This is a genomic window from Acinetobacter sp. (assembly GCF_041919735.1).
In the GTDB taxonomy this organism is placed as follows: domain Bacteria; phylum Pseudomonadota; class Gammaproteobacteria; order Pseudomonadales; family Moraxellaceae; genus Acinetobacter.
In genome coordinates this window covers 137803-159185 of record NZ_JAYRTF010000004.1, presented here as the reverse complement: position 1 = coordinate 159185, position 21383 = coordinate 137803, and the positions used below count along the sequence as shown (strand labels likewise).

Sequence of the window (21383 nt, the reverse complement as noted above, 5' to 3'; positions counted from 1 at the left end):
GCACGTTCAGCATGAATAAGGCGGTTATGCACAAGATTAAAATAAAATTCAGGCAACAGCTGCCGGCAGGCAGCTGAAGCTGGGCCTATTTTGCTTAACTAAAATCTCGTTCAACTAAAATCTTGCTTAACTAAAATTTTGCTCAGCTGAAATATTACCAATTGCAGACAGACGGAATTGTTTGAGCAAATTTCAATTGCACACCTCATTAAAAAACCCGGCGGTCATATTCAATCGCTTCCAAATCATACACTTGATACACGCAGTCAAACAGCGGCCGGGTGTATTGCCCTTCATCATCATTGCGCACAATCAGATAAATTGGACTGACTGCGGCGCTGTCCGCCAAAGCCAAATAATTCACATGCCTGAACTGCATCATTTTGACCGATTCCGGCACAATGCAAATGCCTTCACCTGCCGCCACCATGCCTAAAGACTGCTGCAGGCCATCCAGCACCTGAAAGCGCTTCGGTTCCAAACCGAATTCTAAAAACAATGATTTGATTTGCGCAGCATAGCCTAAACCGGATTGCGAAGGATAGGTGAAAATCTGCTCGTCATTCAGCTGCGCCAAAGAAATCGGCTGCGGGCTCTTGGCAAACGCATGGCTGGAATGCACTGCAACCATTAATTTCTCTTCGCGCAGCATGACCCGTTTCACCGCTTGATCTGAAATTCTCACCCGGCCAAAACAGGCATCGGCGCGGCCTTCTTTTAAAGCCTGAATTTGCTCCAAGCCATTCAGCTCAAGCAGCTTGATGTTCAAATGCGGATGCTGCTGCCGAAACAGATATACAATGCGGGGCAATAGGCCGCACATGAGCGAGCTGCTATAACCGATATGAATCGTCCGCTCGGTCATTCCGGCGCGCTGGGTAATCAGCTTAATCTCTTCGGCATTGGACAGCAGTTTCAGCGCTTGCTGATAAAAAAAACGGCCTATGGGCGTTGTACGCAGCGGACGGCTGCCGCGCTCAAATAAAGGCGCGCCCAGCTCTTGTTCCAAATTCTGAATCTGACGGCTGAGCGGCGGCTGCGCAATACATAATTTTTCTGCAGCTTTGGTAAAGCTTTGCTCTTCTACCACCGCAACAAAGTAGCGTAAATGTCTCAATTCCATGATACATCCTCATGGTTTAGGGCTTGCACTGCTCTGCCTGTATCCCGCAGCTGTTCTGCTGCAGATAGAGGCACCGAAATTGCGCACTATGCTACGGATAACATTTGTGTTTTCGAAGCAGACTTTAGTCTTGCAAGAGCACTTAGGGCAAGACTTGCCAGTTCAAAATTTTACAAATACCAATTGACAATCTGCAACGATCGTTTTTAATTCATCAATATTGTCTCAAATATGGAATATTCATCATGCTCAGCGATTTGGATGACTTTTATTGCTTTGCCCAAGTAGTCGAACACGGCGGTTTCAGCGCTGCTGAACGCGCCACAGACATCCCCAAATCAAAACTGAGCAGACGGGTCTATAATTTAGAAGAGCGTTTAGGCGTGCGCTTGATCCAGCGCAGTTCGAGGCATTTTGCAGTCACCGATATCGGCATGAATATTTACCGTCATGCGCAAGTGATGATGAATGCAGCCCAAGCAGCGCATGATTTAGTCGACCACCTCAGCACCAAACCGCGCGGCGTGATTAAAATCAGCCTGCCGGTCTCTATTGCTCAAAATGAAATTGCTAAAGTCCTGCCGGATTTTTTAAAGATGTACCCCGAAATTAAAATGCAGATGATGGTCACCAACCGCCGCGTAGACATCATTAACGAAGGCTTTGATCTTGCCTTGCGTGTGCGAGACAATTTGGATGACGACCCTAATCTGGTGATCCGCAAATTCGAGACGATCGAGCAGCATCTGTTTGCCACCCAAGCTTACCTCAACCAATACGGCGATTTAAAACAGCCGGAAGATTTGGCGCAGCATCATATTCTAAGCATGGCGGATGAACACCTGGATCAGCACATTGTGGTGCATGATGATCAGCAGCGGCAGAAGAAAATCCGCGTAAACCCTGTTGTCATGGGCTCGGACTTGAGCATGCTGGCGCATTTGGCCTGCCAGGACTGCGGCATTGCATTGCTGCCGGACAGCATTGTGCAGGATCACTTAGATTCAGGCGCTTTGGTCCGCGTCCTGCCGAATTGGAAAGCGCCGCACGGCATTTTCCATGCAGTCTACCCTTCACGACGCGGGCTATTGCCTGCAGTACGGGTCTTTATTGATTACCTCGTCGAGCATTTGACCCGCGCTAAAATTTAAGCAAAAAAAAGCCTATCCAAGGTGGATAGGCCGAAACTCTGAATACAGAAACTACAGCAGAATCTGTTGAGTCCATGATACGTAAAACCCTGCTGTTCAATAAATAGAAATTTATTCTTACTGAAAGTTTTAAATTTTCTGAAAGCCTTATAAATACTGGCCCCGGCAAAGATGATTTATTGATAAATCATCTTTGTCTATTTTTTATACTGCAATCACTAGACTAAAGTCGAAAATGGATCAGCGGTCTTTTCAACCAATTAAGCTGCTGTTTTTATTCAACAGTTTTCTTCTCACCAAATTTAAATTTCAGCATAGCGGCCTGTGCCTTCCGGCCATGGCGACAGCAATTCAAAACCGTCATCAGTCACGACAACCATATGCTCCCACTGCGCAGACAGCGAGCGATCGGCAGTCACAACTGTCCAGCCGTCTTTCAGCTCTTTTGTACGCGCCTTGCCTGCATTGATCATCGGCTCAATGGTAAAGACCATGCCTTTTTTCAATTTCACGCCTTGGCCCGGCTGACCGTAATGCAGCACGCTTGGCTGTTCGTGATAAACCTTGCCGATGCCGTGGCCGCAATATTCACGCACAATGGTATAGCCTTCGCGCTGTGCAACCATTTGAATGGCATGCCCCACATCACCCAAGGTTGCGCCCGGCTTAACTGCATGAATCCCAGCGACCATTGCCTCATAGGTTGTTTCAACCAAACGTTTTGCTTCCGGCTTGATGCTGCCGACGTAATACATGCGGCTGGTATCGCCAAAGTAGCCATCTTTAATAATCGCAACATCAATATTGATGATATCGCCGTCATTCAGCACGGTTTTGGCGGAAGGAATGCCATGGCACACCACTTCATTCGGTGAAATGCATGTGGTTTTTGTATAGCCGTAATAGCCGACATTGGCCGGAATGACTTTTAATGTATTGACGATAAAATCATTGCAAATATCATCTAAATATTCAGTTGTTACACCCGGCTTGACATACTCCCCGATCATCTCCAAAACCTGCGCAGCTAAACGGCCCGAGATCCGCAGTTTTTCTAAGTCTTGCTCAGTTTTAATGGTGATATTGGAAGCTTTCATTGCAACATCCTTAAATAAGATTTAACGATTATAGACCTTTTAATTTTTTTTTGTTTTTTATGCAAAAAAGAACCGTCATTTTTTGCGTCTTAATGAAGCATTGATAGGATTGTCTGATCAGCAGATGTGATGGTTCTCCAGCAGCCGGCCTTCAATTTTCAAGCATTTATTTTTTATCGGAATTATATTTTTTAACGATAATCAGCCAGATAAATTAAACAAAATTTGATCTATTGATATGCCGGTTTCCAATATTATAAAAAAAATGAATAGCATTGATAAAATAAAACCCCAAAACCGCTGAAATTGCACTAAAATTGCCTACTTCAATTGTTTCATCTCCCTTTTACTTATGACAAATCTCCGTACTAGAGATATTGTTGCCTTAGGTTTTATGACCTTTGCGCTCTTTATTGGAGCCGGCAATATTATCTTTCCACCGATTGTTGCACAGCAAGCCGGTGAACACGTATGGTTAGCCGCCTTTGGTTTTTTAATCACTGCCGTCGGCTTGCCTGTAATTACCATTGTTGCTTTGTCGCGTGTAGAAGGTTCAATTCAGCTTTTAAGCTCTCCTTTAGGCAAAGCAGCCAGCATATTGCTGACTGTCATCTGCTATTTAGCCGTTGGACCATTATTCGCAACACCCCGGACTGCAACAGTTTCTTATGAAATCGGCTTCTCAGCGTACTTTGGCGACTCTGCCAGCAGCCTGATGACTTACAGCATTATTTATTTTGCTCTAGTGACGCTGGTTTCTCTGTATCCAAATAAAATTTTAGATACCGTCGGCTATTTCTTATCCCCTTTAAAAATTCTAGGTTTAGCCATTTTAGGCCTATCTGCATTTTTAATTCCTGCCGGCGCAATTCATCCCGCCATCAACAACTATGTCAACAGCCCTGTATCTGAGGGTATCGTCAACGGCTATCTCACCATGGATACGCTCGGCGCTTTGGTGTTCGGTATCGTGATCGTACGGGCGATTCAATCGCGCGGCGTAACCGACAAGAAACTGGTGACAAAATATGCCGTTATTGCCAGCATTATCTCAGGCGTTGGCTTGACACTGGTTTATATCAGCTTATTTAAACTGGGCATGGGCAGCCACGAATTCGCTCCAAATGCAACGAATGGCGCAGTGATCCTGCACGCTTACGTTCAGCATGCTTTTGGCGATATGGGCGCTTACTTCCTGTCAGCGATGATTTTCATTGCCTGCATGGTCACTGCTATTGGCCTGACATGCGCCTGCGCAGAGTACTTCTCCAGCCTCACTAAAATTCCGTATAAAGTTCTGGTCTTTATTTTAGTCGGCTTTTCATTGCTTATTTCCAACTTGGGCTTAACAAAACTGATTGCCGTTTCTGTTCCAGTTTTAAGCGCAATTTATCCGCCTGCAATTGTCGTTATCTTGCTGAGCTTCCTCAATAAACTCTGGAATAACCCTTCGCGCGTCATTACGCCAGTCACTGCGGTTGCTTTGATTTTCGGTATTTTTGACGGGATAAAAGTGGCTGGCTTTGAATTGCCTGCCTTACTGCAGAATCTGCCTTTGAATGAACAAAACCTCGCTTGGTTTATTCCTTCCGTGATTATTTTAATTATTGCGACAGTGATCGACAAAGTTAGAAAATAACAGCCTAACTGCGTTCAGTATTTAAAATCTGATTTTTACCCAAATGAAGATTTTCAAAAATGACCAATAATTGTTATATTTTACCCAGATATGCTTTTATTTGTCTCACTGTTCCCATGCAATGCATGTTAAAACCATCCACAACCCGCTTAGCATCCAGATTAGATACAATTGCTTACAATAGTGCCTTAAATAAAACAGCATTCCAAAACAATTAAAATTCAATAACTTTAGTCTATAACACGCTTACATTTTATCCATTATTCCTGCATAAATAACATATATAGTTTTCTGTTCTTCGGTTCTACGTGCTTGGTATGCATATTGCTTAGCTTTAAGAACACTGAAATTTTGCATTATTTTCAACAGCCCGGCAATCTGCCGATTTGCAATGCACTATTTCAGCACATGATAGAGCTATTCCCTATATCAAATGAACTAGCATAGATATATGACAAAATCATGACATTTACTATTGAAATGCTTTGAAATAAGCAGTACAACAGTAAATGTATAGCTTACTAAAACAATCAAGTTTTAGTAAAAACAACAAAAGGAGGGGTGGAGATGTTATCATTACATTTCAATAAAGAATTCTTCATTAACGCTCTGAAAGCCAATAGAAATATGGTGACCTTTTTAAGCACCACTGTTGCGCTGATGCTCACGTTATTGATTCAAGGCTTAATGCAAGGAAACTTAAGGCTTGAATATTTTGGTTATGCGGTCGTTGTGTCATTTGCCTTTTATCTGTGGGCGGTCATTGATGAAAAATACCGAAAGCAAAAATGCGCTGCTGAATATTTAGAAGATTAGACAGATGGATGATTCGTCATCCATCTTTAAAAAATGACAATAAACAATTAAAAAATAAAAAACATCAATCATTAATTCAAATCAAAAGCCCTTCCCCAGCCCGCGCATTTTTTGAATAAAATATTAGCTTCAATAAAACCTTAGCTTAAGCAAAACAGCTGCGGAATAACTTGTAGCGAATAACGTCTTAAAGCACATTGTTCAGCCGCTCCATATATCGGTTTTAAACACAGCATAATGATATATCTAATACCATTACGCCATTCAGGTGCCTCAAGCGCTTTACGCTCTTCTTTTTATTAAGCAAACAGTTTTAAAACCGCTCCTGCAAGCAAAACACCGGTTGCCCCAAGCTCACTGGCAATCAGCAGCAGCATTGCCATGCTCATCATCCAATTTGGCAGCGTCATGCGCTTTCCGAGCTGATGCGGCGTCTTAAATTGATTTGAGGTATCTTTAAGCCAGCCATGCAAGATATAGCTTAAAATAGAAAAGCTGAAAAAAGCCAAATTAAGCACCACGCAAAGCAGATTCACACTGGATGAAAAGGCTGAAAAATACGCCAGCACCGCTAAAATCAAAGAAGCAGGCGCATAAAGCAAGCTGCTGCGGTGCGCTATATCCACATAATAATGCGCCCGAGCCTGTTCTGAACTGCGGATCTGCCAATACTTCCACACACCCGTCAGCATCCCAACCCATAGAAAGATCCCGCTGAACACAATCGCCCAGCGTACAGCAGCATCAAACTGCGCAATATCCATATTCATCATTTCCTTATTTTCCCATTTATATCTATCAATTTGTATTTATACAGTTTGCTGGCCGAAATCAGCGCTTATTTCAAAGCATTGTCTCATCTTAACAGCTCGCCTGCTTTCCCCATGAACGCATTTGCAGAAGATTTTGCATAGTGCAGCGCGTTGACTTTTAAGTCACGCTTTACGCCAGTTTCTTTTTAGAACTCGTGTAAAGTGAAATCATAAGCATTCTCCACGCAGCAAAAACTATGTCGCAATTTGAATCATTCAACATCACCTGCCGCGATGGCTATAGCCTCAGTGCCCGCTTTTACAATGCGCAAGCCGGACAGAAGCACAGCTGCCCAATTTTAATTTGTCCAGCAACCGGCATTACCAAGCAGTTTTATAACAGCTTCGCTCATTGGCTCAGCCTGCAAGGATATGATGTTTTGGTCTTTGATTTCCGTGGCATTGGTGACTCATTGCACGGGCCATTGAGCAAATCCAAAGCCAGCATCGTGCAATGGGGGCAGCTGGACATCCCGGCGGCCATTGACACCTTACTGCACAAAACCCGCGCCAGCAAAGTTATTTTGCTTGGCCACAGTGCCGGCGGACAGCTGCTGGGCATTGTGCCTAATTATGATAAAGTCGCTAAAGTTGTAGCGGTATCCGGTTCTACCGGCCATGTCAAAGGCTTAAAAGGCCGCACCAAGCTGCTGGCGCCGATTATGTTTAAAGGCATTTTTCCGATTGCGCGCCATACGCTCGGCTATGGCCCAACCAATGCAATCGGCATGGGGGAAAATCTGCCGAAAGATGTGGCCCGAGAATGGGCGCAGTTCTGCAGCAAGCCCGGCTATGTGATGAATGCCATTGGCAAAACAGTGCATGAAGATTTCCATCACGCCATTCAAATCCCGATTACAGCGTTATGGGCATCAGATGATGAAATTGCGACTCAAGCCAATGTCAAAGATCTGCTCCGCCTTTATCCAAATGCAGATGCAGACATGATCGAATTAAAGCCTGCGCAATACGGACATAAAGGCATAGGACATATGCTGATGTTTAAAAAATCACACCAAAACCTGTGGCCTGTGATGGAACAGCAGTGCCGTATTTGAATGGATTTAAAGCACTGAATTTTCAGTTTCCTGTCTTGCTCGTAATCCGGCCGGACGGGCTTTTTATTGCACCGCCAAGCTCAGGCAATAAAAATGCACACAGCAAACTTTGCAGTACCCCTGCGCCGCCGCTGTGTGCATTCAGCTTTAACCGCGACCCAGGCGGCTAAAAGCATATGTGTCTATATTAACGGCATTCATCAAAATGTGCTTACCGTTTTTCCAAACAATCAGACCTTTGGCAGAATATTCATGCTATAAATAAGCATAATTCAGAAGATTCTTTTGCAGACTGTTTCATGAACGAAAATAATTACAGCTTAGACAAAATTGACCGCCGCATTCTTTCTGAGCTGCGCCTAGATGGCCGGCTGACCGTCACTCAATTGGCGGAAAAAGTCGGATTGTCCTCTTCTCCTTGCTGGACGCGGCTGAAGCGCTTAGAGTCTTTAAATATTATTGAAGGCTATACGGCCAACATCAATGCCAAAGCCCTAGGCATCAATGAGCTGTTCTTTATTGAAATTACTTTAGAACGCCATGACGACGAAATTTTGGATCAGTTCAGTGAAGCCTTAGCCAATATGCCTGAAGTGATTGAAGCGCATCTAGTGACTGGCGATTATGATTACTTGGTGAAAGTTGCCGTAAAAAATTCGGAGCATTATGAGCGCTTCTTGCGCAAGAATCTGTACAAGATGAAAGGCATACGCCATACCCGCTCTATCTTTGCTTTAAGGCCATTAAAGCTGGCCAATAATGCCGATTTGATGATGATTGAGTAAATCTAATCAACTATCAATTTTATGGCGTATCAATATCCTATTATTTTAGGATTAGGGATTACCGATCCCATCCAGAAAATCACAGGCTGATGACTCAGCCTGTGTTGATCCAATCAAATTGTGATCTTACTGCGCGGTATATCCACCATCGACCAGCAGAGCAGCGCCATTGACAAATGAAGCCTCGTCACTGGCTAAAAACAGCACCACATTTGCAACTTCTTCAGGCTTGCCTAAACGGCCAATAGGGTGCAATTTAGCAATTGTTTCTTTCTGCTGCGCATCTGCCGCGCTTAAAAGCGGTGTGTCAATATAACCCGGGCATACCGCATTAACGCGGATTCCTTTTGCCGCATAGTCGATTGCTAAGGTCTGAGTTAATAACTTCACACCGCCTTTTGCTGCAGAATATGCCGTGACGCCTTTTTTTCCTACCCAGCTATGAATTGATCCGCAGTTGACAATTACGCCTGGTTTATTCTGCGCCAGCCAATATTCAATTGCATATTTGTCCAACAAATAAACTGAGGTTAAATTAATATCAATTGTTTTTTGCCAACGATCCAGTGGCAACTGATCGATTGGTGCATCGGCTGCAATTCCCGCATTCGCAAATACGATATCCAATCCAGTAAAAGTATCCACTGCATGCTGAATCAGCGCTTTATTTTCTTGTTCATTACGCACATCAATGTGAAAGTAACTGGTGATAAAACCTTGTTTATTTAAATCATCACTGACAGCCTGTCCCTGCTCATTCAGGTCTGCAATAACAACTTTAGCGCCCTTTTTACAAAAACTGGTGACCGTTGCCAAACCGACTCCACTTGCACCACCCGTTACAATCACCACTTTATTGTTAAAACTCATCCTTTGTTCCTTGATAAATCCTAGGTTTAATTAATAGCATATCTAATGATCACCACCTAAAATAAATCAAAGAAATTTATTAAACTTTGGCTAAAGCTATCATTTTGTGTTCTAATGCACTTAGTATGAGATGAGCCTTATATGAGTATCACGCGAGTGATACGACTAGCCCCTGAAATATGGGGCTTTTTAATGTCTATTTGAATGAAAATTTAATTCGGCTTTACGTCATAAACCCAGTTTCTCGCTTCTTTATCACTGGTCATTTCACAAACATAATAGTCATGATCCCAAGCATCTTGATTGAAGATTTCTTTCTTAAAATAAGCAACTTGTTTGCCATTTTCGACACAAACAAAGCTGTCGCCTTGGTCTTTGACTTGCGTTCCGTTTAGGAAACCACCTATGCAGAGGAATCGGGATTGTTTGGGCATTAACACATCAACTTTTTATATGATTATCATGTAAATTTTACAGGCTTATTTCAAATTTCATAAAATATTAATAAACTCCACTAGGTAACCAATATATAAAGCCAAATGATCTCTTATGTTCATCAACACTCATCTGTAAATTAATTCTTCCAGAGGGAATTAGTTTTCCATAACTAGTAATTTCCCTACCTATTTCTATTCTTTTTCCAATTCTAATGTATGGTATGAACATCTCAGCTTCATCTATAAAAAAATGCTCATCAAACATTGAAACACATTTTATCATTTCTTTAAATTTCTCTAGATTTTGAGTATTTATTTCAATATCTAATCTACTCTTACTTCTAGATATTTCTTTAAATAATGCAGTCATAATTCCTGAAAGATGAAAAATATCTACTATTAAACTTCTTAAAAATCTAGCAAATGAAAAAGCTGTTCTCATTCCTTTAAAAGATTTATGAATCCTTTCATCAGGAATTACAATTCCATTTTCACCAACTCCTTCAATATAAAACCCGTAATATTTTTTTTGATCATCACCGTTAATTTCGAAAACTTTTACTCTTCTATGATCATGTTTTATTTTATTAACAATTTCACCTAAAGGATCTCTAATATTTTTAATTTCCTTCGTGTATTTATCTTTAATTTTTTTTATTTTTTCTATGGGATTCTCAGAAATAATAATTTTAATAATATTTAAGATATCATCATAATGCTCCATGTATGCATCTAGCATATTATCAACATCATCACTCAACTCATCCACATCAAAGTTACCGTTAAGCTCTCTAATCACTTTAATAGTACGCCTAGCAATCAAGTTTAAACTGTCTATGTAAATTGAATATGGATGTTTCAAATAATTATCCGAACATAAGCTAGGATAATTATTTATGTTTAGCAAATACTTAGAAATACAGGGATAAGTATTATCAATATTATCGTATATAAATTTCATGTTATAAAAACTAAGGGCTGATTACTCAGCCCTTAGTTTTAACTCAATTTAATTTATTTTTCAATAAATTAGCTTAATTGAGCAGCAGCAATTTTCTTAGTATCAACTTCTTTAGCAGCGTCAGTATAGTCGCCCATTTTGTCGAAGCTTAAGTATTGATAGATGTCTGCAGACATGCTGTCAATTTGAGCTGCATATTGTTGATATTCTTCTGGAGAAGGTAATTTACCCAATACAGCTGCAACAGATGCAAGCTCAGCAGAAGCTAAGTAAACGTTAGCGCCTTGACCTAAACGGTTCGGGAAGTTACGAGTAGAAGTCGATACACAAGTAGTGTTCGGAGCTACACGCGCTTGGTTACCCATACACAATGAACAACCTGGCATTTCTGTACGAGCGCCAGCTTTACCATAGATGTTATAGAAACCTTCTTCCATCAATTGACGTTCGTCCATACGAGTTGGAGGAGCCAACCATAGACGAGTAGATAAAGAACCGCCAGGAACTTTGTCTAGAAGCTTACCAGCTGCACGGAAGTGGCCGATGTTAGTCATACAAGAACCAACAAATACTTCGTCAATTTTCACGCCTTGAACGTCAGAAAGCAATTTAGCGTCATCTGGGTCATTCGGACAGCAAAGAACTGGTTCTTTAATGTCAGCTAGGTCGATTTCATACACTTTAGTGTATTCAGCGTCAGCATCAGCTTTAAGAAGCGATGGGTTAGCCAACCATTTTTCCATGTTCTCAACACGGCGAGCCATAGTGCGCGCATCGCCATAACCTTCAGAAATCATCCATTTCAACATAGTGATGTTTGATTTCAGGTATTCAGCAACTTTCTCTTCAGAAAGCGTGATTGAACAGCCAGCAGCAGAACGTTCAGCAGAAGCATCAGAAAGTTCGAATGCTTGTTCAACTGTAAGTTCAGTTTCCATTTCTGTCAGGTCGATCTCAAGGATACGGCCAGAGAAGATGTTTTTCTTACCTTTCTTCTCTACAGTCAGGTCGCCTTCTTGAATCGCACGGTAAGGAATTGCATGCACGAGGTCACGTAGAGTGATGCCAGGCTGCATTTTGCCTTTGAACTTAACAAGAACTGATTCAGGCATATCAAGCGGCATAACGCCAGTTGCTGCAGCGAACGCTACAAGACCAGAACCCGCTGGGAAAGAAATACCGATTGGGAAACGAGTATGTGAGTCACCGCCAGTACCAACTGTATCTGGAAGAAGCATACGGTTTAACCAAGAGTGAATAATACCGTCGCCTGGACGTAAAGAAACACCGCCACGGTTCATGATGAAATCAGGAAGCGAGTGCTGCATTTGAACGTCAACTGGTTTTGGATACGCAGCTGTGTGGCAGAAAGATTGCATAACAAGGTCAGCAGAGAAGCCTAGGCAAGCCAAGTCTTTCAATTCGTCACGAGTCATTGGACCAGTGGTATCTTGCGAACCAACAGTCGTCATCTTAGGTTCACAGTAAGTACCTGGAAGTACGCCTTGACCTTCTGGAAGACCACATGCACGGCCAACCATTTTTTGAGCTTGAGTGAAGCCTTTGCCAGTAGCAGCAGGCTGAACTGGAGTACGGAATAAAGTTGAAGGCGCAAGACCTAGAGCTTCACGAGCTTTAGTTGTCAAGCCACGGCCAACGATCAAGTTGATACGGCCGCCAGCGCGAACTTCGTCAAGAAGAACTGGAGTTTTCAGTTCAGCTTCTGCAATAACAGCGCCATCTTTAGATGCAGTTACTTTAGCAGCAGCGTGATCGATCTTAAGAACGATTTCGTCACCCATGTTCATGTTTTGAACATCGATTTCTACAGGTAACGCGCCAGCATCTTCCATTGTGTTGAAGAAAATCGGAGCGATTTTAGAACCTAGGCAGTAGCCGCCGTCTTTTTTATTCGGAATGTGCGGAATGTCATCACCGAAGAACCAAAGAACAGAGTTAGTTGCAGATTTACGAGAAGAACCTGTACCAACAACGTCACCAACGTAAGCAACTTGATTGCCTTTAGCAACAAGCGCTTTGATTTGGTTTAATGGGCCAACTTCGCCTGGTTTTTCAGGGTTGATGCCATCACGTTCGTTTTTAAGCATTGCGTTAGCGTGTAACGGAATGTCTGGACGGCTCCACGCGTCTTGTGCAGGTGACAAGTCATCAGTGTTAGTTTCGCCAGTTACTTTGAAAACTGTAAGTTTGATTTCTTCTGGAACGTCTTTACGGCTAGTGAACCATTCAGCGTCAGCCCAAGACTGCATAACAGCTTGCGCATTTGCGTTACCAGCTTTTGCTTTATCAGCAACGTCATGGAATGCATCAAATACAAGAAGAGTTTTCTTCAGCGCTTCAGCCGCTAATTCAGCAAGAGCAGCGTCGTCAAGAAGAGCAACTAAAGGAGCAACGTTATAACCGCCAAGCATAGTGCCTAGTAAGTAAACCGCACGCTCTTTAGTAACTAACGGAGAAGTCGCTTCGCCTTTAGCCAAAGCAGCTAAGAAAGCAGCTTTAACATAAGCAGCTTGGTCAACACCCGCTGGAACGCGGTTTTCAAGCAAATCAACTAAGAATGCTTCTTCGCCAGCTGGTGGATTTTTTAATAATTCAACTAACTCAGCTGTTTGAGCATCGTCAAGTGGCTTCGGTGGGACTCCGAGTGCGGCACGTTCTGCAACGTGTTGGCGGTAAGCTTCTAGCACGGTGTTATTCCTCTTTTTTAAAAAATTACTTGTGAATTCCTGCTTCAATAAGCTTCACAAGCAATATGGACTGCTAAATTTTACTAAAATTCCAGTTAAAAGTTAATGCAAGTAAAGTGTTTCTTCATGATGTCCATTATTTAGCAACTAAATGATGGCGTTTTGACTAATTAATAATCAAACCTTGAACTTACAGTCCTTATTTTTGCTTATATTTTAACTTTTGACTGAATTCTCATCATAAAAAAGGCAACACCATGCTGCCTTCTTTGTATCAAAAAATATATTCCACCTTAGTGGACTGTCGTTGCTGATAAATATTGATTTAATTCTGCTCGATTGCCGCTGAATTTCATCTGGCATTGATCTTCAAATAATCCTTGATGCTGATTGCTGGCAAATGAAACCTCGATAACATAACGTGCCGGCACGCCATCCATCTGGTGTTTCAAATACACTTTATCCCCGATGCTTAAGACATAATTTCCGCCGCCAATAATTGCAACGCCTTGCTCATCTTCCAAGAGTAAATCCGCATGATGCATATAGCCGATCACATCCATTTGCCGCTCCTGTTTTACTATACTTCTAAAATCATTATTCATTAAAAAGATAAGCTTTTCTATATTTTAGATTTAGAGATTTGTCACAAGTTGTTTTTTAATTTGCTTAGGCTATTTATTTGCTGGCGCAAAAAAACCGTTCCTTAGAACGGCTTGTAATCCGGCATTTTGTCATGCGGTGTGGCAATGCATTTTTCGGTAAATTCGCTGCGGATTTTTTCACGGGATGCTTCGACATCTTCTTTAATTGATGCTTCTGGCAGCGCGTAGACTTCATCAATAATGCTGATGATGAAATTTTTAGTGATTTCATCTTCAATTTTGCTGGCATGTTCAACCGCTTGATCTTTAGGAATAGAGTTTTGACGGTCCAGCATAATCGTGCGTGCGGCATTGCCTACACTGCGGCAGTAGCCTTGCCATTGCTCTTCGGGTGTCAGCGGTTTTTTCTCTGCACAGCCAGCAAGTGCAATCAGAACTGATAAAGCGAGTAACTTTTTCATGAAAATCTCCTACATGGCAGCACTATAAAAGATCAGTACCCTTTTGTCATTTTATTCTGGAAAATAACAATACGGGCTTCCCAGCAAAACACACTATGCTGACTGGCTTTAATTCCCCTCAATGCTATTTGGCATGCATTCAACAGCCCGCAGCACTGGCCAACCTACAACATTAAGCGCCTTAAACATTCCAGCAAAATTCCAGCTTTTCATTCACGGCAAACGCATTATAATTTCAATATTATTTTCATGAATTATCTTCCATATTTCTATGTCCGATTTACAGCTGACGCTGAGCGAATACCTCTCTGCAGTACAAGAAGTCATTAAAATGGCTTTTGACGAAGCCGTATGGGTCAAAGCTGAGATTCGCAATTTAAATATCAAAGGCGGCCACTACTACCTCGAACTTGCGGAAAAAGAACAAGACAGCGACAAAGTCATTGCCAGCTGCAAGGCCACCATTTGGAAATTCTCCGCTTCAAAAATTGTCGGAAAATTCGAACGCGAAAGCGGTATTGAACTCAGCCATGATTTAAATGTTTTGGTTAAAGTCCGCGCGCGATTTGACCCGCAATACGGCTTTTCGGTCAACATTGAAGAAATTGATTCCAGCTACACTTTAGGCGACATAGCCAAGCGCTATCAGCAAATTATGCATCAGCTGGAAATCGATGACCTGCTGAATAAAAACAAACTGTTGCCGAGCCCTTTTGATATTCAGCATGTGCTGGTGATTGCGCCTGAACAGGCTGCAGGTTTGGGCGACTTCAAAAAAGACGCCGATGCTTTGCAGCAAGCGGGTGTGTGCAGCTTCATTTATCAAAGCGCGACATTCCAAGGCAATACAGCAGCGCAAAGCATTATGTCCGCCTTAGGCCAAGGCTTGCGCCAATGGGCTGCCGATTTCAGCGTGCCGCCGGATTTGATTGTGATTATCCGCGGCGGCGGCGCAGTCAATGATTTGGCTTATTTAAATGATTTTGATTTGGCTGCCCTGCTGTGCAAGCGCTCAGTGCCGATTTGGGTCGGCATAGGCCATGAAAAAGACCGAACAATTTTAGATGAAATTGCGCACCGCTCTTTTGATACGCCCAGTAAAGTCATTGCCGGCATCCGCAATCATATCGCGTCACGTGTGCAGGACGTTTTGGACTTTCGGCAAAATATTCAGCTGCTGTCACAGCACCAGATCAGCGCCTATCAAAGCCACAATGATCAGCTGATGAAAATGATTCAAACACTGGCTAAAAATCAGGTCTTGAATGCAGACCTGCACATTCAGCAAGCCAAAGATCAAACACAAAATTATGCGCAGCAGATTGTCAAATTTGCACAGCAGCAAATTGAAGGCCTCATGCGCGAAACCCTGCTGCAAAATCCGCAGCATGTTTTATCTAAAGGCTATGCCGTGGTTCGCCAGCAAGGCCATGCCATCAGCAAAGCGCAGCAACTGGCTGCAGAGGCCCCGCATATTCAGATTGAATTGCAAGACGGTTTAATCAGTGCAGAAATTCAATCTATTCAGCTTAAAGGCAATCCATCATGACTAAAGAAAACAATGCCCTCACCTTTAAAGAAGGCTATGAAATTTTAAAGCGCAATGCAGAACTGCTGGAAGATCAGCAAGAACCCGATATCGACAACCTGATCAAACTGGTCGAAGAATCCATGCAAGCCTACAAGGCCTGCAAATCACGGGTTGATGCTGTGCAGGCCGCACTGAATGAGACGTTTAAAGAGTGATTTTCGCTGCGCTGGCATTGAATGGCTAAAATCATCATTGGTTTTCACCTCAATGCCATCTTTCGTCCGTTTCAGCAGACGTGGCTTTCAGCAGTTAAAGCTTGATTCTTTAGGCGGAGAAATCAGTGTTGAAAAGCAAACATGCAATTTCCCATGAATTTGCTGATAACAATTCCATGCGCCATGTCCCCATTTTGGAATAATTGTGTTGTTTTGAATGCTGCGATAATCGCTCCTGGCTTCTTTTGAGCTTCCAAAGCTATAACTCCAGCGAAATATGGCAGCGCGCCTCTCCATCGCAGAAATTAGATTCTCCGATTGAATAGTCCTTTTTATTTACAGTGAATACAGTATAGGTTCCACCTGCGCCACCATCAGATGCGATCAGGCACTTTTGAATGGTGCTGCGTCCATCAAGGATCCAGCACTTTCCATGCTCCTCTGGATAATCATAGGCAAAAGCATTGCCAGATAAGATGGTCGCCGAAAATCACATTATTTTTCATTCTATTTATTTCTTATTGGCTCAATAATAAAAAAGGGCTTTTTTTTCAAAGCCCTTTTTTAGATTCAATTGAATGGGTTAGAAACGCCAGTTATAAAATAAGTCAATGGCGCGTTCTAAAGACTGGCTCGCTTCCAAATACAAACGCTGGTTCATTTGATAACGCAAAGTCAGTTTATTGACTGGCGTAAACACCCCGACACCGTAACGGATAAACAAGTCTGGCGTGATATAGCCCGTAACAGAAACTTGCGTATCATCTCCTGTTCCTTGCGCATCCAGCGCCAAACCGCTCAAACCGAAGGTACGGCCAATTTGGTTGGTCAATGCGCGTGTACCGCCCAAGCCCATGCTGATGCCCGCAGCGGCAATGGTATTGTTGACATCAGACTTAAAGCCTTCTGACTGGCTCAGCCCGCTGGTACCTTCGTTAATCCGCCCAGTAATTAAAGCGTTCAGCGCTTCCTGTTCGGACAGGCCCGCATCGTTATACACTTGAATGCTCGGACTTGAAACTGTGCCTGTAACACGGACGCCCACCGTGCTGCCTTGCACCGATTTATTGGCATCAATATCCAGCGTTGGATTGGCCAATGGCCCATTGAAACGGGCAATAGCACGGTTTAGATCCAAGCTTTGGCCATAGGCTTCAATTTTCACACGCTGCGGCACACCAATCGCGCCATTCGCGCGCATTGCGGTTTCCAAACCGCGCTGTGACAGGTTTAAACGGCCGATTAATGGAATCCAGCTGTCAAAGCCTTGGAAAATCACTTGACTGCCCAGGCTTACAGAAACGTCAGCACGAATGTCCCATGGGCGCGCAGATTTTAAAATCTCCAGCTGATTATCGCCCTCATGCACAATGCGTACATCGGAAGAAACGTTGACAACCGGCTGTGATGCTTCAGGCATAGAAATCAGCGCGCGCGGCACCTCAACTGAACCCGACAGCGCCAGCTTTTTCTTGAATGGCTGCACGTCCAAATTCAGTTTCGGCGTTACCACAGCGGTAATCAGCGGCGCTTGTCGAATCAATAGATTTTGGCCATTCAGCTGCAGCTGCACACGCGGTTCATCTTTCCAGTCAATCTCGCCTGTCAGCTTGCCAACACCCTGGCCGCTGTTAAATGCGCCATTGATCGTTGCGTGGTTTTGACGGACGGCAGAATACAGCTGAATATTGCTTAAATTGACCGGCAAAGAAATCATGCTGATCGAGCCGTCTTTTACGCGGACCTCACCCTCCATCAGCGGCTGAGTCAATGTCCCGCTGATTTTACCGGCATAGGACAATGTGCCGCCCATAGAACGGACATCTTGAATAAACGGCTTAAAGACTTTCAGCTGCACTTGGTTAAAGGCGATTTCACCGCGCATCGGCTTGCTGTCTTTATAAGGATCAATAATGACATTGGCGTAGCCGGTGCCGATATCAGGCACCTTGGTGTCCAGACGGATCTGCAATCCCTCAGCCACACTTTTGGCAATTAAGCTGACTTCATCATATTTTAAAGTAGAGCCTAAATACTGCGGATCTTCAGCAGCCAAGCCAACAACGCCGTCTCGCGTCAGCAAGCGCGCATCGATTTTCGGACGGGCGCCTTTGGCCCAAGACGCTTTGGCATAGCCATTTACCTTGCCGGTAATGGCCAAACCTTCAGGCATAAAGGCGGCAAAGTCGTTTAAATCCAAGTTTCGAGTGATGAAAGAAACATTGCCCCGATTTGGATTGACACGAATCGGCTGATCAAAACACAATTCACTTTGCTGGCTCATCCAGCAGTGCGCGCCAATAAATAGATCAGACTGCGCCGAAGTATAGATAATCGACGCATTCTGACGCTGTACCAGCCGGGTGCGCAGTGAGTCAAAATCACCTTTTTGAATTTGGCCCAGCCAGTTATTTTGCGCATTGAAGCCGCCAGCCAGCTGTACCTTGAATTTGGACAGCTTGTTTTCTGCACTGACTTTTAACACATGCGCGCTGCGTGTGCCCGCCAAAGAGATTTCGCCCTGCTGAATTTCACGGGAACCGCTGCGCAAGCTTTCTAAACGGGCCACCATCAGCGCCGGCACATTTGCAGAAGTTGGCAGTTCACCTTGAACACGCATTTTTTTAACGCTGAACAGATTATTAAAGCCAAAATTATCAACCGCTAAATTGGCCGAGGCCTGCAAGCGCGGCTGCACTTGCATATTCAAGTAGCCATATGCCCGTCCGCGTAAACCGCCATAAATTTCATATAACGCTGGCGCATTGATTTTCAACCGTAAATTTTGCGCATTGCCCGTGGCTTGAATTTGGTTGCTGGCATAAGCCAAAAATAAGTCATTGGCTTCAAACTGCTGCGGCATAAAGCCTTTTTGATTTGAATTAATCACCAATGCCAAATTGCCTTTGCCGCGCACAGGCTTGTTATTGATCATCCCGGCTAAATTGAGGCGCTGAATCTGCACGCGCTTCATCGCATCAGACCACAAGCCTTGCGTCTTTAAGGTGCCTGAAAGTTCACCACGGATATTTGAAGCAAAGTAATGCGGTTTAAAGCGCACCAAAGAGGCATCAATATTCCAGCCGATGCCGTTTTTCAGATTGATCAATCCGCTGGCAAAAATTTTACCGGCGACGCCATCGTGTTTTAACTCAGCGACTTGAATTAAATCAGGTGTACCGGAAACGCGCAGTTTCAGATTGCCTTTGCTGGCTTCCAGCTGGCTGGCAGCTAAATTGCCGTCATAATTGACCGCGAAGCTTTTGAACCCTCCGCCGGCTTTCACATCATGGAACAGCAGCGCGGCCGTACTGGTGCCGCTCAAATGCACTGTTTCATTTTGCTGCGCTAAGCGTCCAGTCAGATCAATGGCGCTTAAATGAATAATTTGCTGATTGGGTTTGGCAAAGCCATTGGCCCGAATGGAACCGTTTAAGCGGTCAATCGGTGCAGCGGCGGCTACAGTTTGCGGATTAAATTCTTTGGCATTCAGCAAGGCATTCCATTTCAACTGGCGCTTCTCTGTCGGAAGCTGAACCGCTGCGCTGCCAGAGAGCTGGCCTTTGTCTGCAATATAGCTGAAGCTTGGCACATTTAAATTGTCATTTTTTAAATTCAGCTGCGCCTGATACATCCCTGCGGGCAAAGCGCCTTTTTCATGCCGCGCCACTTTAGTTGCAACATGAATATTTTGCTGACCTTCGACCAAGGCTAATTTTACATTGCCGGACTCACTGCTGAGCCAGCCGACATAAGGCACGGCCCGGTCAATATTGCGCCAGGAAACATCCATCAGCATCGGCTGCGGTTTTTTATTCTTTTCAGGATTTTGATCGAGCTTTAAATTCCACGTTTCATAATCGTCAAAATCAACCAGAGCAGTCAAATGCATGCCGTCTTTCAAGCTGCCTTTAGATGCAATTTTGGCATCCAAACTTAACGGCAAAAAGCCCTGCACCACTTGCGGAATCAGCTTGTCTTTAGGATTCAGCTTGTCCAAGCGGCCTTGCATGTCCCAAGTCACATGATCTTTCCAGCTCACCACGCCCGCCACATTGACAGCGCCTTTCATCAGCTGCCCATTCAGATTATCAATATTCAACTGATGCACCAAATCGGTGTGCATGACCGCATTGTATTGCCCGCTCGGCACATTCGCGCCAGACAAATCGGTAATGACCTTTATATCTAAACGCTGGATATCGCCATTAAATTTGCCTACGCCTTTTTTGACAAACAGCTTTTGATCTGTCAATAACGGCAAATGGTAATTGTTGAATTTTAAAACACCATGCATCGGCACATCCGGGCGCAGTGGATGCACCACAGCCCAGCCTGTCAGCAAGTCTGGCGTGCTGGTCGCCACACCGGCTTGAATGGTATCTAATGAACCGCGGGCATTTACAGCAATATCTTTAATATTCAGGCTGTTATTTAAGGATGGCAGATTCACAACGCCTGTCGCATTCAAAGGGTATTTGCCTTCAAATTTCATCTTGCCTGTTGCACTGCGTACGCTCAGATAACCCATATCCATGCGGGAATCTTCAAATTTCAATTCAGTGCCGGACCACAGCGCCTTATTCAGGTGAATATCATTAAAATCCACATGGGCTGAATGGGTTTTAATCAGCAGATGATCCACATCGGCGCTGTCTACGCGCAGCACAAACGGCAGGCGGATTTCACTGAACTTAAAAGGTTCATCGCTTGGCGGCATTTTGGTAATAATTTGCAGATTGCGTACATCGGCGCGGTTTAAATGAATTTCTTTATTGATGATGGCGCGCCAGCCCAAAGTGACATCGGCGCGGTCAATTTTCACGTCAACCGGCTTTAAGCTAACCAAGACATTGCGCAGGATAATCCCGTGCAGCAAGTTGCCGCCTTCATATTCATAATGAATGATTTTCTGACGCTCCAGCACCCGATCCAGCAGAAATTTACTGCCTTTATCAGTCGAAAACATCACAGCCAGCGCAGCGGCCAGCAGCAGCACCATAAACAGCAATGACAAAATGACACTGCGTAAAATACGGCGTTTTTTCGGCAATGCCTCTGGCGCATTTTCCGGTTCAGGATTTTGCTGCTGTTCTTGTTCAGCCATAACGCTT

The 21383-nt window shown here is 43.8% G+C and carries 18 protein-coding genes; 8 read left to right on the top strand and 10 right to left on the bottom strand.

Features of this window, described 5'->3' with window-relative positions; genetic code table 11:
- Positions 1-208: 208 nt before the first annotated feature.
- Entirely contained in the window at positions 209-1123 is a 915-nt protein-coding gene (locus ACE3T3_RS03940; protein ID WP_374664257.1) for a LysR substrate-binding domain-containing protein, read from the bottom strand.
- A 245-nt stretch (positions 1124-1368) separates the two neighbouring features.
- On the opposite strand from ACE3T3_RS03940, the gene ACE3T3_RS03935 reads away from it, so the two are divergent.
- On the top strand, positions 1369-2274 hold the full coding sequence (locus ACE3T3_RS03935) for a LysR substrate-binding domain-containing protein (protein WP_374664255.1): 906 nt from the start codon (positions 1369-1371) through the stop codon (positions 2272-2274).
- Between the two features lie 302 nt (positions 2275-2576).
- Here the strand turns inward: ACE3T3_RS03935 and map are convergent, their stop codons facing one another.
- Complete coding sequence (gene map, locus ACE3T3_RS03930; protein ID WP_374664253.1) at positions 2577-3371, bottom strand: type I methionyl aminopeptidase; 795 nt, start codon at positions 3369-3371, stop codon at positions 2577-2579.
- Positions 3372-3723: 352 nt separating this feature from the next.
- On the opposite strand from map, the gene brnQ reads away from it, so the two are divergent.
- Positions 3724-5010: a branched-chain amino acid transport system II carrier protein gene (gene brnQ / locus ACE3T3_RS03925; protein ID WP_374664251.1), complete on the top strand. Its 1287-nt coding sequence runs from the start codon at positions 3724-3726 to the stop codon at positions 5008-5010.
- Between the two features lie 567 nt (positions 5011-5577).
- Positions 5578-5826, top strand: a complete 249-nt coding sequence (locus ACE3T3_RS03920; protein WP_374664249.1) for a hypothetical protein — start codon at positions 5578-5580, stop codon at positions 5824-5826.
- Positions 5827-6125: 299 nt separating this feature from the next.
- Here the strand turns inward: ACE3T3_RS03920 and ACE3T3_RS03915 are convergent, their stop codons facing one another.
- Positions 6126-6590 carry a hypothetical protein gene (locus ACE3T3_RS03915; RefSeq protein ID WP_374664308.1) on the bottom strand — a complete coding sequence of 155 codons (465 nt, stop codon included), beginning with the start codon at positions 6588-6590 and terminating at the stop codon, positions 6126-6128.
- 245 nt (positions 6591-6835) lie between these two features.
- Here ACE3T3_RS03915 and ACE3T3_RS03910 point away from each other — a divergent pair, with 245 nt between their 5' ends.
- The 3 genes from ACE3T3_RS03910 to ACE3T3_RS03900 all read left to right on the top strand — a co-directional run bounded on the left by ACE3T3_RS03910 (position 6836) and on the right by ACE3T3_RS03900 (position 8481).
- On the top strand, positions 6836-7696 hold the full coding sequence (locus ACE3T3_RS03910; protein ID WP_374664248.1) for an alpha/beta fold hydrolase: 861 nt from the start codon (positions 6836-6838) through the stop codon (positions 7694-7696).
- Positions 7684-7866, top strand: a complete 183-nt coding sequence (locus tag ACE3T3_RS03905) for a hypothetical protein (RefSeq protein ID WP_374664246.1) — start codon at positions 7684-7686, stop codon at positions 7864-7866. Before ACE3T3_RS03910 ends, ACE3T3_RS03905 begins: the two co-directional genes overlap by 13 nt.
- Positions 7867-7995: 129 nt before the next feature.
- Positions 7996-8481 (top strand): Lrp/AsnC family transcriptional regulator, encoded by a 486-nt coding sequence (locus ACE3T3_RS03900; protein ID WP_374664244.1) that lies wholly within the window; start codon positions 7996-7998, stop codon positions 8479-8481.
- Positions 8482-8607: 126 nt separating this feature from the next.
- Here ACE3T3_RS03900 and ACE3T3_RS03895 read toward each other — a convergent pair whose 3' ends face one another.
- The 6 genes from ACE3T3_RS03895 to ACE3T3_RS03870 all read right to left on the bottom strand — a co-directional run bounded on the left by ACE3T3_RS03895 (position 8608) and on the right by ACE3T3_RS03870 (position 14523).
- Entirely contained in the window at positions 8608-9351 is a 744-nt protein-coding gene (locus ACE3T3_RS03895; RefSeq protein ID WP_374664242.1) for an SDR family NAD(P)-dependent oxidoreductase, read from the bottom strand.
- Positions 9352-9563: 212 nt separating this feature from the next.
- Positions 9564-9785 (bottom strand): hypothetical protein, encoded by a 222-nt coding sequence (locus tag ACE3T3_RS03890; RefSeq protein WP_374664240.1) that lies wholly within the window; start codon positions 9783-9785, stop codon positions 9564-9566.
- A 67-nt stretch (positions 9786-9852) separates the two neighbouring features.
- Positions 9853-10650, bottom strand: a complete 798-nt coding sequence (locus ACE3T3_RS03885) for a hypothetical protein (protein WP_374664238.1) — start codon at positions 10648-10650, stop codon at positions 9853-9855.
- 167 nt (positions 10651-10817) lie between these two features.
- Entirely contained in the window at positions 10818-13457 is a 2640-nt protein-coding gene (locus ACE3T3_RS03880) for a bifunctional aconitate hydratase 2/2-methylisocitrate dehydratase (RefSeq protein ID WP_374664306.1), read from the bottom strand.
- A 293-nt stretch (positions 13458-13750) separates the two neighbouring features.
- A complete protein-coding gene (locus tag ACE3T3_RS03875; protein WP_374664236.1) occupies positions 13751-14020 on the bottom strand; it encodes a hypothetical protein in 270 nt (89 codons plus the stop codon).
- A 143-nt stretch (positions 14021-14163) separates the two neighbouring features.
- Entirely contained in the window at positions 14164-14523 is a 360-nt protein-coding gene (locus ACE3T3_RS03870) for a hypothetical protein (protein WP_374664234.1), read from the bottom strand.
- A gap of 271 nt (positions 14524-14794) precedes the next feature.
- On the opposite strand from ACE3T3_RS03870, the gene xseA reads away from it, so the two are divergent.
- Together xseA and xseB are read left to right on the top strand one after the other, a co-directional pair.
- Positions 14795-16072: an exodeoxyribonuclease VII large subunit gene (gene xseA / locus ACE3T3_RS03865; RefSeq protein WP_374664232.1), complete on the top strand. Its 1278-nt coding sequence runs from the start codon at positions 14795-14797 to the stop codon at positions 16070-16072.
- A complete protein-coding gene (gene xseB / locus ACE3T3_RS03860) occupies positions 16069-16269 on the top strand; it encodes an exodeoxyribonuclease VII small subunit (protein ID WP_374664230.1) in 201 nt (66 codons plus the stop codon). The genes xseA and xseB overlap by 4 nt, the downstream gene beginning before the upstream one ends.
- A 583-nt stretch (positions 16270-16852) precedes the next feature.
- On the opposite strand, the gene ACE3T3_RS03855 is transcribed toward xseB, so the two are convergent.
- On the bottom strand, positions 16853-21376 hold the full coding sequence (locus ACE3T3_RS03855; RefSeq protein ID WP_374664228.1) for a translocation/assembly module TamB domain-containing protein: 4524 nt from the start codon (positions 21374-21376) through the stop codon (positions 16853-16855).
- Positions 21377-21383 lie beyond the last annotated feature (7 nt).